Here is a 15027-nt window from a genome sequence, read left to right as displayed (position 1 = left end):
TTTACATCAGGAAACCGCCGCCAACGAGGTCATCTCCTTCATAAAATACAGCCGACTGGCCCGGTGCTATACCTGATACATTATGATGGAAGTCAACTTTCATATGTTCGCCCATTTGAAGAATAGTGCTTTGTGCTCCGGCATCTTTGTAACGTATTTTGGTAATGGCTTCAAGCGGCTCATTTATATTTTCATATTTAATGAGGTTGAGGTTTTTTACCCAGGCTTGCTTGCGTTCAAGCTCATCAGCAGTGCCTAAAATAACTGTATTGGTAGCAGGGTCAATTTTGGTAACAAACATAGGATGCCCTAATGCTACGCCCAAACCTTTACGCTGGCCGATGGTATAAAAAGGATAACCCTGATGCTTACCTACAACCGTGCCGTTGGTAAGTACAAAATTACCCGGGCCAATTCGCTCATCAAGGTCTTCAACCTTGTGGCGCAGAAATGAGCGGTAATCGTTATCAGGTACAAAGCAGATTTCGTAGCTTTCACTTTTACCGGCAAGCTCTATTTGTCCCATATCAAGCGCCATTTGCCTGATCTCGGGTTTGGAAAAACTACCCAATGGGAATTTAGTGCGTGCGAGATTCTTTTGAGATACCCCCCACAACACGTATGATTGATCTTTATTGGTGTCCTTGCCTTTTGATATCACGTAACGGCCGTTATCCTGTAAACGGATATTGGCATAGTGACCGGTAGCTATAAATTCGCAATCGAGTTTATCGGCACGTTTTAGTAATGCTTCCCATTTAATATGGGTATTGCACAAAACGCATGGGTTAGGGGTACGGCCCGCCAGATATTCATCAACAAAGTTATCGATCACAAAATCGCCAAACTCATTGCGGATATCCAATATATAATGAGGGAAGCCATAGCCAACAGCCAAAGCACGCGCATCATTGATACTGTCCAAACTGCAGCAGCCGGTTTCTTTTGAACTACCCCCCGAAGAGGCATAGTCCCAGGTTTTCATGGTTAAACCAATAACTTCATAGCCCTGCTCATGCAGCATAACTGCCGCTACCGAACTATCAACCCCGCCGCTCATTGCCACTAATATCCTGCCATGCTTACTCATAATGCTGCAAAGATACCTATTTGATGTTTATGTTAACATATGCTTGGTCAGTAAAGGGTAAAATGTGTTTTTATCGAAGAGTTTTGTTATTAATTAATGGTTAATTTGTATTTATAATCAGTTTGTTGTGAAGTTTATATTAAGTAATTATGCCGGTTGTTTGTAATCTATAAATTGAGGGGAATAGCCTGCAAATTATCATTCATACCGCTTTTCAGCTTCATTGTTTCATTAATATGAGTTAAATACTTAAACCATTATAAGCTTAACATTATATTAATATATATTATAATTAAACATGACGGGAGTAAGAAAGTAACAGGCTTAGTGTAATAGGGGAATAAAAGGATATGTAAAATCGGATATCGCTAAAACCAATTAAATCTTGCGTCTATATCGCCAAAATCACCATAAATGTTACATTGAAACGGGGTGTAAGTGATACACCAATTTCAACAGTAAGGCTTTTTTTTTGATAAAAGTTTAATTAATAAATGTAGAGCTGACTATTATAAAAACGAGTTACATTATTTATTAAAAATAATGTAAAAATGATACTGCCTATTGTAACAGACCTATTACATTATAAATTTGCTATATCCTAATTAATAAAAGAATGTTAACTCAATTGACTTTAGAACAAAAATTACAGGGCGTGATTTTAGTGATTATTTGCTTTATTGCTGCAGCCAACTACTTAATAAAGTAACGCTTAACAATACGAATAACACGTTTAAGGTGCTTACTACAGGTTGTAAGCACCTTTTTTATTATATAAGATTTTTAGCAGGTTGATTACGGATTGCGGGTTTGTCCGTTCCCTTTAACTATCCATTTGTAACTGGTAAGTTCTTCCAGGCCCATTGGGCCGCGGGCATGAAGTTTTTGAGTACTGATGCCAATTTCGGCTCCAAGACCAAATTGAGCTCCATCTGTAAACGCCGTTGAAACGTTGGCATAAACCGCCGCGGCATCCACGTCATTTAAAAATTTAGCAATATTTTCAGCATCTTCAGAGATGATGGCCTCGCTATGTTTTGAGCTGTTTACAGCGATGTAAGCTAAAGCTTCGGTAAATGACGCTACCGTTTTTATAGCCATTTTCATGGAAAGGAATTCAGTACCAAAGTGTTCCGGGTTGGCTTCATGTAAAAGACCGGCGGGGTACTCATTTTTTAAAGCTGCAAAAGCCTGTTCATCAGCAAATATCTCTACTTCTTTTTCTTTAAGAATCTGGGCCAGTTGCGGCAAATCCTTGAGGCGGGTCGAGTGGATGATCAAACAATCTAAGGCATTACAAACACTTACCCGGCGCGTTTTAGCGTTGGCTATGATCTCCGCACCTTTTTCAACATTACCCGATTCATCAAAATAGGTATGTACAATGCCGGCGCCTGTTTCGATAACCGGTACTTTACTGTTATCCCGCACAAAATCAATTAACGACTGGCTACCCCTTGGGATGAGCACATCAATGTAACCAATAGCACTTAATAATGCTGTAGTAGCCTCACGTTCGGCAGGGAGCAGGGTAACCACATTAACATCAACGCCATGCCTTCCCAATACTTTATGAATCACCGAGATTATGGCCCGGTTTGAAAAATCTGCGTCACTACCACCTTTTAATACACTGATATTGCCTGTTTTAAAACAAAGTGCAAAAACATCAAAAGTAACATTGGGGCGGGCCTCATATATAACACCAACAACGCCAAGTGGCACGCGTGTCTTTGATATCGATAAGCCATTAGGCATTTCAGTTGCCGAAAGTTGTTTGCCAAGCGGGCTATCCAGTTTAGCAACGCTTTGCATATCGCCGGCAATACCTTTAATCCTGTCGGCAGTGAGTTTAAGCCTGTCGTATTTAGGGTCTACCGGATCCATCCGGTCAAGGTCTTTCTGGTTTTCTGCCAGGATGTATTCGGTTTGGGCTATAGCCTCTGCTGCAACATCCTCCAAAATCCCGTTGATTACGGAAGGGGCAAGGGGGGCTTTGCGGCTTGCTTCACGTGCTTTATCAAAATAGCTGTTATATTTCATGGTGTTTAGCCTTGTAAATAAAGATAATCATAATGTACCAGTGCCTTTTGGTTTTTTTGGCCTATGCGTTCACGGGCCTTATCTGCGCCGTATTCAGCAATGCCTAAACCGATGAGCTTATCGGTATCATCAATCAGTTTAATAATATCACCTTTTTTGAAGTCGGTTATCACCCCAACAATGCCAACGGGTAATAAGCTGGTTGCTTTGTTTGAGATGAGTGCTGCTTTTGCACCGGCGTTAATCAGTACACTGCCAGTTGCTGATTTTTCGGAGTGGGCAATCCATTTCTTTTTGCCTGATGCTGTTTTATTTGGTATGAAACGGGTGTGCGTAACCTGGTTTTCCAAAACGTCGGTTAAGATCCGATCCCGTTTGCCATTGGCGATGTGTACCGAAATACCAAGCTGTGCCGTTTTTTGTGCCATGGTTGATTTTGTGATCATGCCACCCCGGCCAAATTGCGAACGGCCTGATGATACAAAAGTTGAAAAATCAAGTTCGTTACCGCTGACCTCATCTATCACTGCCGAACCGGCTGCTTTAGGATCGCCATTGTAAATGCCATCAACATTGGTGAGTATAATGAGGGCATTTGCGTTAAGCATAGAGGCTATCAAGCCTGCCAATTCATCATTGTCTGTAAACATCAGCTCGGTTACCGATACTACGTCGTTTTCGTTTACTACAGGGATCACCTCATATTGCAGCAAAGCCTCAAGGCAGTTTTTCATGTTGAGGTAATGCATCCTGTCCCTGAAATCTTCGCGGGTAACCAAAACCTGCGAACATAAGATCTGAAACTGTTCAAATAAATGCGAATAGGTGTTGATGAGTTTTACCTGGCCGATAGAAGCCAGCACCTGGCGGGCCGCAACAGCATCTGATTTTTCGGCGACCGTAATGAGGCTGCGGCCGGACGCTACAGCACCCGATGAAACAAGTATCACTTCAATGCCTTGCTTTTTTATCGCGGCTATCTGTTCAACCAAATGGGTTATCCTGGGTAGGTCGGGGAGACCGTTTTCCTGGGTAATAACATTTGAGCCGATTTTGATAACGATGCGTTGATAATTGAAAGCCATTAGTACAGTACAGATTGAGGCTTCAATATTACAAATTTGGGAGAAATTAGGCCTTGTTTATTTTGAAATATCCACTAAAGTGATGGATTTTATAGTGAAATGATGTAAAAATCGTCAAAAGTTTAAAAAAACATACCAGAAAGCTTGACACTCAGCTTTTAATTTATATTTTTGTCGACTAATTCTATAGACAATGTATCATTTTAATGCAATTGCCAATCAATCCATGTTAAAAATGCAGCTCCTAACTGCAGTGTGTTGTAGTTGAGCATAACTCAATCAACGATAATACACAGACCCAAAATCACAATTTTAATTACCACCACACCAATTACTTCATGAAAATTTTTACAAATTCAATTAGAATACTTGTGCTCTTCCTGGTACTATTGCCGGGCATAAGTTATGCACAGCTTAATGGCTCATATATATTGAGCGGAAAGGTTGACGATGACCAGGGCAAGCCGCTGGTAGGGGCAACCGTATCTATAAAAGGCACAACCAATAAAACATCAACAGATACTACCGGCAAGTTTTCTTTAACCACAAGCGCCAAGTTACCTTATACGCTTGTTTTTACCGCAATAGGTTATCAGCCACAGGAGTTTTATATAAAAAATGCTAACAGTGCGGTAAACATCACCTTAACAACACAATCATTATTGGTTAATGAGGTGGTGGTAACGGCATCTCGTAAGGAAGAGAAACTGCTCCGATCTCCGGTGGCAATCGAAAAGTTGAGCATTACGGCCTTAAAGCAATCGCCTGGCCCCAGTTTTTATGACGCCTTAGAGAACGTTAAAGGCGTACAGATGACTACAACCAGTATTACCCTTAAAGTACCTAATACACGTGGTTTTAATAGTCCAAACAACTTCAGGTTTATGCAGTTGGTTGATGGTGTCGATATGCAGTCGGCTACTTTAGGTGTGCCGCTTGGTAATGCTATTGGCCCAACCGAACTGGATATAGCCAGCGTGGAAATTACTCCGGGTGCTGCTGCTGCCCTTTACGGAACTAATGCTATTAACGGATTGTCGAATCTATTTACTAAAGATGCTTTTAAATATCAGGGCTTAAGTTTTTACCATCGTCAGGGCGTTAACCATGTGGGTAAAGATCGTCTTGGAGCAAGCTCACTTACTGAAGATGCTTTGCGTTACGCCAAAGCCTTTAACGATAAGTTTGCCGTTAAAGTAAACTTTAGCTATATGCAAGGTCAGGATTGGCAGTCAGATACCCGCCTTGATCAAAATCCAACCAACCTTAAATCAGCAAACCCTGCTTATCCTGAATTAACAGGCACCAGTAACGCGGCTTATGACGGCTGGAACAAATATGGTGACGACGCACTTGCCGGTAGTAATACTGTATCAATAAAAGGCATTACGGTTGATGGTAAAGCCCGTCCAAATCTTACTGTGGCGCGTACAGGATACAACGAGGTTGACCTGGTTGATCCGCACGTGAAAAACTTGAAGTTAGATGGTACGCTGGCTTATAAATTATCGCCGAGCACCGTAATATCATATACCTATCGTTATGGCAGGCTTGATGGCGTGTTTCAACGCGGTAACAAAATTTCATTACAAGGTGCAACTGTTCAGAACCATAAAATTGAGTTAAAAGGGAAAGAATTCCTGGTTCGTGGCTACGAATCGATTGAAAACACCGGCAACTCGTTTAACGTGAAACCACTGGCAGATAACCTTGATTTGAACCACGCCAGCAACTCAGCCTGGGCAACTTTATACGGTAATGCTTTAAAAGCTTATAATGGCGGTGTACTTACTTCGGCAAATCTCGCAGCGGCTGAGCAGGCTGCCCGCGCTGCTGCTGATAAAGGTAGGGTTGAGCCAGGTACTCCTGAGTTTGATGCTTTGAGGAAAACCATTATAGGCATTAATAACTGGGATATTAAATCGAGCCTGATCCCTAATGCTCCGGTTACAGGAGGTGCGGCCCTGGTTCAAAAAAGTCACATGTACAACGGTGAAGCCCAGTGGGATTTGAGCAGCAAAGTTAAATTTGCTGACCTGTTGGTTGGTGCGGATATACGTGTGTATAGCATTACACCTGATGGTAATAACTTCGTGGATTTTAGCCGCCCTATTGCAGACAGGAACACTCCATTGGCCGACGGTACTTTTGGTAAAGATGTGATCTACAAAAAATATGGCGCCTTTACCCAGGTTACCAAAACTTTTTTTGATGAGAAATTGAAATTATTCGGTTCTATCCGCTGGGACCGCAACCCGTACTTCGATCCTAAATTTACACCGCGTTTAGCTGCCGTTTACACCGTTAACCAAAATCACAACTTCAGGTTTACATTCCAGAACGGTTATCGTTTCCCTTCATTGTTTGAGGCTTTATCATACGTAAATAACGGCCGCGTAAAACGTGTAGGCAGTTTACCATTCATTAACGAAGGCTTAGGATATCTTGGTAATAGCTATACCCAAACATCAGTTGTGGCATTTAACGCAGCTGTGAATGCTGCAGGCGGCTCAGATCAGGCAGCTTTGGCTAATCGTAACCTGTTAAAAATAGCGGACCTGCCACCGGCACGTCCTGAACAGATTACTTCTTTTGAAGTTGGCTACAAAGGCATAGTGGCGGATAATAAAGTGTTCATTGATATTGATGCATACACTAACCGCTATGACGGCTTCCTTGGTCAGGTGCAGGTGTTTGTACCAAATGGTGCTACTGTAGGCTCGGATGCAGCTGTATTATCAATGCTTGATATTAACCGCGACCCTACAACGGGTACATCAACTAACGCTGCCAGCCAGGGTCAAAGCAGGTACCGTGTTTATACCAACGCCAAGAATATCTACCATAACTATGGTTCATCTGCAGGTATTACTTACAATTTTTATCAGCACTATACTGTATCAGGTAATGTGAGTTTTAACAAGCTGAAAGCCCAAACAGCTTCAGATATCTTTGTAACAGGCTTTAACACACCAGAATGGTCGGGCAACGTATCGTTCGGTAACCGTGAGGTGGTTAAAAACTTTGGTTTTAACGTGGTTTACAAATGGCAGCAGTCATACCTGTGGGAGAGCCCGTTGGTTACCGGTACTGTGCCGTCAATCAAAACAGTTGATGCTCAGGTTACTTATCGCGTGCCTTCATATTACGCCACATTTAAATTAGGCGCTACTGATATCTTTAACAAAAGGTATTATCAATATGCCGGCGGTCCAACCATCGGTGGCTTATACTATGTTTCTGTAACGCTTGATGGTTTGTTAGCAGGTAACAATAACAACAAGTAAGCGCTCTTATTACGTTTTATATTAGTTTGTAAGGGGATGAGGTGTAAAAACTTTATCCCTTTTTTTGACCGCTGATTTTTTAACTGTGATAGAAATAGATGATTGTAAGAGATATTAATATAAATAATCAAATCATTACAAAGCATAGAAAGTCATCAACGAAATCAATGTAATCAAAAAAATCAGCTTTAAAAAAAAGGCCAACCAATCTTTCGACTAATTGACCTACGTATAAAAAAAAGCGTCTTGAACCTTGATTTACATGATCAGAGGATTTTCATGAATTAGTTTGATAGGATCAACTTGCATAGTTTTCAAGCTAATCCTTAAATCCTATTCATCAGGGTTTTGCTGTTTCATGTAACCCACATTCTTTTTTAGATTGATCTTCCCACCACCAGCGGCCGGCACGGAAATCTTCACCTTCGGCTACCGCACGGGTACATGGCATACAGCCAATGCTTGGGAAACCTTTGTCATGCAGTGAATTATATGGAATGTTGTATTGTTTAATGTAAGCTTTAACTTCGTCAAGCGTCCAGCTAAAAATAGGGTGGAACTTCACCAGTTGATTTTGTTCGTCCCATTCCAGGTCATGCATATCATGGCGGTTAACCGACTGCTCGGCGCGGATGCCAGTGATCCAGATCTTATTACCTTTTAAAGCACGCTTAAGCGGTTCTATTTTACGAATCCCGCAGCACTCTTTACGGTTTTCAACCGATTCATAAAAGCTGTTAGGGCCTTTTTTGCTTACCATTTCTTCAAGCAACTCGTTATTGGGATAGTAAGCATGAATGGGCTTCTGATACCTGTTCATGGTAGCCGCCCAAACCGAATAAGTTTCGCGGAAAAGCCTGCCGGTTTCAAGTGTAAATACTTTGATAGGCAGGTTATTGGCAAATATCATATGGCTGATCACCTGGTCTTCCCAACCAAAGCTGGTTGAGAAAATCACCTCACCCGGAAACTGCTCTGCCAATTTGGTCAGAGCTTCAATAGGGGCGAGCCCGGCAGTTACGCCTTGTATTTGTTGTAATGCGGTGCTCATTTTATATAACCTTAGTAATAAACATGATAATAGAACGGATACTGATGAGGATAACGATTACCGAGACCGCCACCATGATAGTTTTTGCAGAGATCTTATTGGAGATCTTAGCAGCAATTGGTGATGCAAGCGCACTGCCTAAAATAAGGCCGCCTACAGCCTGCCAATGATCGCTGCTTACCATGGCAATAAAGGTTATTGAACCCATCATTGCCACAAAAAAACGAGAAAGCTTCACTGTGCCCAATGAAAAACGAGGGCTCCTTCCGCCGGCTATCAGGGTAGATAGTACGATTGAACCCCAGCCACCGCCGCCAACAGCATCAATAAAACCACCACCTAAACCAAGCAATGAAATGCGTTTTACTTTATCGGCCGATTTTTTCTTTTGTGTGTTGAATGCTTTTTTGAATATTACTATACCTAATATCAGTGTGTAAACAGATACAACAGGCTTGGTATACATGCTATAATGCTCAAGTGATGATAACAAGTAAGCCCCTGTTACAGCACCGATGATACCCGGTATAACCAGGAGTTTAAATAGCTTCCAGTTGATGTTACCCATGCGATAATGCATCCAGCCAGCTATACCGCAACTCATGATCTCGGAAAGGTGTACGCCCATACTGGCTGAGGCCGGAGGGATACCCATAGAAAGTGAGAATGTGGTTGAGGTAACACCGTACGACATGCCAATGGCTCCGTCAATCATAGCAAATACAAACCCGGCTCCTAAAAAGTAATAAAAGATAGGATCGATGCCGGTTACGAAGTGCTTAAAGTTAGGCTCTTTGAAATAAAGTGCGGTTATACCAATGGCCAGCGACACGATAATGGTTGACCAAATTAGCCAGATAAAATTTTTGCGGCTGGCAGCTTTAGGCTCAACCAGTACAGATGTTACGCTGTTCAGTTTCTTTACCTTGTCGGCAAAATCACCTTCAAGGGTATTTCTTAGTTCGCTCATTTGCTGCAAAGTGATATCAAGCTCGGCAGGAAGGCTTTCATTTAATACTTCTTTTAGTCGTTTGGCCACAGTAGGTGATTTTCCGTTGGTAGATATGGCTAATTTCAGATCGCCTTTTTGCACTATCGATCCTAAGTAAAAATCACATAATGCAGGCTTGTCCGCTACATTGATCAATAATTTACGATCATGAGCAGCGTTGCGGATGTAATTGTTAAGCTCGCTATCGTTGGTAGCAGCGATAACTATATCAGCTTCGTTCAGATCATCGTCAGTAAATGATTTTTGTACGATGCGGATACCGGGGTATTGTGATGCAAGCGTATGTACCTCAGACAAAAACTCCCGCGAAATAACGGTTACCCTCGCACTATTGCTGTTGTTAAGCACAGCGGTAAGTTTTTCCAAACCAACATTACCGCCGCCAATAAGCACCGTATGCAGGTCATTCAGCTTTAAAAAAACAGGGAAAAGCTGGTTGCCTTCCTGTTTTTCATCCTGAATATTGGTCAAACTTTTATCCACGGGCAACAACGTCATAAACTTCTTGTATCAGTTGGAATTTTGGATGAAGTGATACCACTTCGCCTAAAACAATGATAGCAGGCGATGAGATCCTGCTTTCTTGAACGGCATCAAGAATGGTATCCACAGTAGCAACGGCAATTTTCTCTTCAGCTGTTGATCCGCTTTGGATAACGGCTACAGGCAGTTTGTTCTTGCCTTGTAACTTAAATATTTCAGTGATCTCGGCCAGCTTGTGGATCCCCATCAATACAACCACAGTAGCATTTGAGCGTGAAGCATCAATAAGGTCGTTCGAGATCTTACCGTTAGCAGTAGTACCGGTAACTACCCAGAAACTTTCGCTTAATCCGCGGTGTGTAACAGGGATTTGCTGTAATTCGGGCACGGCTATCGAGCTTGAAATACCCGGAATAACCGAAGCAGGTATGTTATGCGCCGAGGCAACAATAAGTTCCTCATATCCGCGACCGAATACAAAGGGATCACCGCCTTTTAACCTAACCACATGGCCATAGTTTTTGGCATAATCAACCATAAGATTGTTAATTGCTTCCTGCGAAAAGGTATGGTCGCCGGAACGTTTGCCAACGTAAACTTTTGTGGAGTTTTCCGGAGCGTAATCAAGTAGCTCCTCATTAACCAAAGCATCGTACAAAACAACATCGGCTGTTTTTAAAGCTTTGATGGCTTTTACGGTTATCAGATCAGCATCGCCGGGGCCTGCGCCAACCAGTGTAATGCGCGGCTCTTTTATATTTTTATTAGTATCAGTCATTATTGTACAAGCGCCTCTCTCTTATCCTTACTTCTGCTTAAAAATTCTGTAGCCTGTGCTAAATATGCGGTGGCAAATTCCTGTGAAGGCTCGTTTTGATTGAGCTGTAGTGCCAGGTCATTAAATGTTCCGTTTAACTCAAACTCGCCTTTTTCAACGTATTGCGCATCAAATTCGCGGATCACACCAATTTGTGTGCTGCTGTTAACGCCTTTATCGAGTAATAAAGCTTTTGCCGAACTTACGAAAACATTGTAGGCATGGTAAATAGCATCAGCCCAACGGCCGGCAGCATAGGCTTCATTAGCCCAACCCAATTTCTCTTCCGATTCAAACAGCAGGGTAGCTACCAGGTCGATGATCACACCGGCGCATTCACCTACACCAATGGCGGTAACAAAGGTTTCCTGGTGGCCCCAGTCAATATACTCGTCATCGGTAAGTGTAGTTAAATCAGCAAAAGGTTTCAACAAACGATAAAAATAATCTTTACCCTGCCTGTCGTAATATTCATGGTAAGTTTCACCTTCAGGCGAAAACTCTTTATAGTCGTTCAACAACCATCTTAAAACGTCGGTAGCACGTTTGGTAGGTACTTTAATTACCCTCTCGGCAGCGCGGCCAACGCCGTCGCCAACGGTACCGCCACCCAACATCACCTGTACCGATGGTAATACTTTAGCGCCCGCTTTAAGCGAACTGCCGTGGAAACCAATGTGGGCCAAGCCATGCTGACCGCATGAGTTCATACAGCCGCTTATTTTAATCTTAATTTCGCGGTTATAAATAAAATCCTCGTATTCGTTATAGATCAGATCTTCCAATACCCTGGCCATGGTCATACTGTTCGAGATACCAAGGTTACAGGTATCTGTACCCGGACATGTGGTAACGTCGGCAAGACTGTCAAAGCCGGGTGCAGCCAGCTCAAGCTTAGCTAATCCTTCATACAGGGCAGGCAGCGCTTCTTTTTGAACATATTTTAATAACAAACCCTGGTTTTGGGTGATACGGATCTCGTTGCCAACCAAAGGCTCTAAGGTTTTAACCAATGCACGGGCGGTATCAGATGATATATCGCCTACCGGTACTTTTATATATACACCATAAAAGCCTTCTTGCTTTTGTTCAAAAACGTTGGTTGCCAGCCATTGCTCATAACGGAGCGGATTGCTGATAGTTACTTCAGGATAACCATTTGTTGGCGGCAGCGCAGGAACATCAACAGCGTCGCGGTTAACAGGGTATGACTTTACCTTATTGGCTGTACGCTCGATTTTGGTTAAGCGCAGCACTTCATCCAACCCTAATTTTTGGATAAGATACTTCATCCGGGCTTTGTTACGGTTGTTGCGCTCGCCATAACGGTCAAACACACGGATCACCGATTCGATATAAGGGATCAGTTGGTCTTCAGGTAAAAATTCTTCAACAATGCTGGCTAAAATAGGCTGCGCACCTAAACCACCACCAAGCATGATCTTAAACCCACGCTCGCCGTTAGCATTTATTTTAGGGATGGCGCCAATATCATGAATGTATGAAAATGCGGTATCCTCATCGCTTGATGAAAAAGAGATCTTGAATTTGCGGCCCATTTCCTGGCATATTGGGTTGCGCAGAAAATAATCAAAGGTAGCATATGCATACGGCGAAACGTCAAATGGTTCTTTTGGATCGATACCGGCAGTAGGAGAGGCTGTAACGTTACGAACGGTATTACCACAGGCTTCGCGAAGGGTAATATCATCCTGCTCAAGCTTGGCCCAAAGCTGAGGTGTGCGATCGAGGCTTACATAGTGGATCTGGATATCCTGACGGGTAGTAAGGTGCAGGTTGCTGCTTCCAAATTCGTCAGAGATTTCGGCAATTTTTAACAATTGCTTAAAGGTAACCTTACCGAATGGCAATTTAATACGCACCATCTGTACGCCCGGCTGACGCTGGCCATACACACCACGCGCTAAACGCAAACTCCTGAATTTTTCATCATGAATTTTACCTTCACGAAAAGCGTGGATCTTTTTTTCAAGATCGATAATATCCTTCTCAACAATGGGATTCTCCAGTTCTGTTCTGAAGCTCTGCATATTCTATGTATTAATCTTTTATAAAAAAGCCCCTTTGGCTGTGGCTAAAGAGGCATATATTGTTAAATATTACGTTTATAGCCCCGATTTACCATTGCGCATCTGGCAACAGATCAGTTGGTTTTGGCAAGTAATATTAATGCTCTCACGATTCATTTCCCAAATATATATATAGTATACGGAAAAGGTAGCATTTAAATGAAAAAAACTGCGTTATGACAGTTTTATGAAGTTTTGAAATTAAACGCTGATGAGAGTACTTTCGCGTTTAATGATATCGGCGATACTTGTTTCGCTCAATATTTTAAGTGTGGCATCCCTTACGTCAACAAACACATCCCTTATGCCGCAAGTGCTTTCCTGGTGGCACTCATCACATTTGTGGTAAAAATTTAAGCTTGCGCAGGGTACCATGGCGATAGGTCCATCGGTGATACGCATAATACTTACCAGAAATATTTCTTTGGGGTCGCGGTTAAGGCTGTAGCCACCGCCAGCGCCTTTTTTACTATACAGAAATCCTGCATTGCGCAGATCAAGCAGTATTTGCTCAAGAAATTTCTTAGGGATCCGTTCAGTTTCGGCAATCTTCGAAATTTGCATAGGCGGCTGGTCCATGTTCTTGCCAAGAACCACAAGTGCCTTTATAGCGTACTTAGTTTTTTTTGAAAGCATTTTCTAAAATAAAACTCACAAAGTTAAAGAAAGATATCATCTAAATTAATTATTTTTTCGAGTAATATTATAGATTATATAGAAAGGATATTTTATACAGACATTGTTATATAAAAGTTACAATTGATGCCTGTCTGAATGGCCAAGACTTTTACCCGAATTTACCTTATCACGAACAGCCTGTTTTAACTCTTTAATCTCAGGGAAATGCCCATCGCGCTTGCGGTCAAACAGTGTTTCTTCATCAACGCTTATCGTATATCTACCACTTACTTCACTTGGTTTTAGGGTAACTCCGTTCACATCATCGGTAAAGGTAGTGAGCAACTCCTGCGCCATGTAAGCGGCGCGCATCATCCAGTTGCATTTAGGGCAATATTCAATAGTTATGGTTGGCTTCATGTGGTTGTTATTGGTTTTTTTACTACAATAAATCTTTCCTCGGTATGGGTACTTAAAACGTTAAGTTCATTTCCCACCGAAATTATGCCGGCATTTTCATGCACCAGGTTTTGTCCGAACATAATTTTATTGTTTTTCATGCGGTACGAGGCCAGGGTTTTTAGAGGCTCCTTAGCTTTTACAGCAGTTTGCTGATCAATAGTTGTAAGCACACAGCGGGCACAAAGTTTTGCGCCGTAAAAGGTAATGCCTGCTATATCAATCTCATTCATCAGGTCTTCGCAGTAAGCTTCCCCACCGGTGAAGACGATATTGGGGCGAAAACGGTTCATGGGCAATGGCAACATCATCCGTTTGTTAAGATCATCAAGCGAAGCCTGCCCGATGAGCAGGAAAGGATAGGCATCGGCAAATGAAGTAATCACTCCGGGTTTGGCATAACGCTGGTCAACCTCGCGTTCGCTGTCATCGGGCATGTAAATCAGCCTGCATTTCATATTAAGGGTTTTGCTAAACCATTGGTCAAACTCTTCGCTTACATATTGTCCAAAGCAGGTGTCGTCCCAAACGGCAAACTGTTGCAAAGGTTTTCTTTCGCAATTAAAAGGAATTAATAACGATCCGCTTGAATGATGGTGCACAGTTATCCCATCAGGCTCTACCATTACTTTTATTAAAGCCATCTGCGGAAACTCGCGCTGTGTTATAAAGTGCCCATGTTCATTAACCAGCATCCAGCGCCGGTCATGTTCTAAACCGCGACTGGTAACCACAGCGCTTTGTACAGCAATGCCACCTAATGATTTTATTGGGTAGATATATAATTCGCTTACCTGGAGCATGGCGTAAAAATAATAAAAGAACCTTGATTTTTAGGATTAGCGGATTTCATGAAGTCTGAATAAAACTTACTATCAAGGTAATCCATCAATCCCATAAATTATGGTTCATACTTTTCTTCACAATCGATTGCTATATCAATTTTTAATTAATATACTTGTTTTATCCAATCTCAAAACCAATTTTAAAAC

Annotated in this window: 11 protein-coding genes; 1 reads left to right on the top strand and 10 read right to left on the bottom strand. The window is 42.1% G+C overall.

The annotated features are described in order from the left end of the window. Nucleotide 1: 1 nt before the first annotated feature. The 3 genes from mnmA to proB form a co-directional block, all read right to left on the bottom strand. On the bottom strand, nt 2-1090 hold the full coding sequence (gene mnmA / locus AC59JO_RS09090) for a tRNA 2-thiouridine(34) synthase MnmA (protein WP_413667786.1): 1089 nt from the start codon (nt 1088-1090) through the stop codon (nt 2-4). A 795-nt stretch (nt 1091-1885) separates the two neighbouring features. Then, complete coding sequence (locus AC59JO_RS09085) at nt 1886-3133, bottom strand: glutamate-5-semialdehyde dehydrogenase (protein ID WP_413667787.1); 1248 nt, start codon at nt 3131-3133, stop codon at nt 1886-1888. A 5-nt stretch (nt 3134-3138) separates the two neighbouring features. Continuing rightward, nucleotides 3139-4218: a glutamate 5-kinase gene (proB, locus tag AC59JO_RS09080; protein WP_413667788.1), complete on the bottom strand. Its 1080-nt coding sequence runs from the start codon at nt 4216-4218 to the stop codon at nt 3139-3141. Between the two features lie 338 nt (nt 4219-4556). On the opposite strand from proB, the gene AC59JO_RS09075 reads away from it, so the two are divergent. Next, nucleotides 4557-7505, top strand: coding sequence for a TonB-dependent receptor (locus AC59JO_RS09075; RefSeq protein ID WP_497304821.1), 2949 nt, complete (start codon nt 4557-4559; stop codon nt 7503-7505). A 340-nt stretch (nt 7506-7845) separates the two neighbouring features. On the opposite strand, the gene AC59JO_RS09070 is transcribed toward AC59JO_RS09075, so the two are convergent. From AC59JO_RS09070 to AC59JO_RS09040, 7 genes are all read right to left on the bottom strand, one after another. Beyond that, nucleotides 7846-8556 (bottom strand): phosphoadenylyl-sulfate reductase, encoded by a 711-nt coding sequence (locus AC59JO_RS09070; RefSeq protein ID WP_413667790.1) that lies wholly within the window; start codon nt 8554-8556, stop codon nt 7846-7848. Nucleotide 8557: 1 nt separating this feature from the next. Then, nucleotides 8558-10051 carry a TSUP family transporter gene (locus AC59JO_RS09065; protein ID WP_497304819.1) on the bottom strand — a complete coding sequence of 498 codons (1494 nt, stop codon included), beginning with the start codon at nt 10049-10051 and terminating at the stop codon, nt 8558-8560. Next, on the bottom strand, nt 10044-10829 hold the full coding sequence (gene cobA / locus AC59JO_RS09060; protein WP_497304817.1) for a uroporphyrinogen-III C-methyltransferase: 786 nt from the start codon (nt 10827-10829) through the stop codon (nt 10044-10046). The genes AC59JO_RS09065 and cobA overlap by 8 nt, the downstream gene beginning before the upstream one ends. Next, nucleotides 10829-12919 carry a ferredoxin-like domain-containing protein gene (locus AC59JO_RS09055; RefSeq protein ID WP_497304815.1) on the bottom strand — a complete coding sequence of 697 codons (2091 nt, stop codon included), beginning with the start codon at nt 12917-12919 and terminating at the stop codon, nt 10829-10831. Before AC59JO_RS09055 ends, cobA begins: the two co-directional genes overlap by 1 nt. 240 nt (nt 12920-13159) lie before the next feature. Beyond that, nucleotides 13160-13594 carry an RrF2 family transcriptional regulator gene (locus tag AC59JO_RS09050; protein WP_413667794.1) on the bottom strand — a complete coding sequence of 145 codons (435 nt, stop codon included), beginning with the start codon at nt 13592-13594 and terminating at the stop codon, nt 13160-13162. 117 nt (nt 13595-13711) lie between these two features. Next, complete coding sequence (locus tag AC59JO_RS09045) at nt 13712-13996, bottom strand: Rdx family protein (protein ID WP_413667795.1); 285 nt, start codon at nt 13994-13996, stop codon at nt 13712-13714. Beyond that, nucleotides 13993-14838: an MOSC domain-containing protein gene (locus AC59JO_RS09040; protein WP_497304813.1), complete on the bottom strand. Its 846-nt coding sequence runs from the start codon at nt 14836-14838 to the stop codon at nt 13993-13995. Before AC59JO_RS09040 ends, AC59JO_RS09045 begins: the two co-directional genes overlap by 4 nt. Nucleotides 14839-15027: the final 189 nt, after the last annotated feature.

It is taken from the genome of Mucilaginibacter sp. A5337, from assembly GCF_059690695.1.
The sequence above is the reverse complement of the archived record's forward strand: the minus strand, read 5'-3'. Positions and strand labels throughout refer to the sequence as shown.

Coding starts and splice junctions, on each gene's coding strand:
- mnmA (WP_413667786.1), bottom strand. CDS start 1,090: ATGAGTAAGCATGGCAGGATATTAGTGGCAATGAGCGGCGGGGTTGAT.
- AC59JO_RS09085 (WP_413667787.1), bottom strand. CDS start 3,133: ATGAAATATAACAGCTATTTTGATAAAGCACGTGAAGCAAGCCGCAAA.
- proB (WP_413667788.1), bottom strand. CDS start 4,218: ATGGCTTTCAATTATCAACGCATCGTTATCAAAATCGGCTCAAATGTT.
- AC59JO_RS09075 (WP_497304821.1), top strand. CDS start 4,557: ATGAAAATTTTTACAAATTCAATTAGAATACTTGTGCTCTTCCTGGTA.
- AC59JO_RS09070 (WP_413667790.1), bottom strand. CDS start 8,556: ATGAGCACCGCATTACAACAAATACAAGGCGTAACTGCCGGGCTCGCC.
- cobA (WP_497304817.1), bottom strand. CDS start 10,829: ATGACTGATACTAATAAAAATATAAAAGAGCCGCGCATTACACTGGTT.
- AC59JO_RS09055 (WP_497304815.1), bottom strand. CDS start 12,919: ATGCAGAGCTTCAGAACAGAACTGGAGAATCCCATTGTTGAGAAGGAT.
- AC59JO_RS09050 (WP_413667794.1), bottom strand. CDS start 13,594: ATGCTTTCAAAAAAAACTAAGTACGCTATAAAGGCACTTGTGGTTCTT.
- AC59JO_RS09045 (WP_413667795.1), bottom strand. CDS start 13,996: ATGAAGCCAACCATAACTATTGAATATTGCCCTAAATGCAACTGGATG.
- AC59JO_RS09040 (WP_497304813.1), bottom strand. CDS start 14,838: ATGCTCCAGGTAAGCGAATTATATATCTACCCAATAAAATCATTAGGT.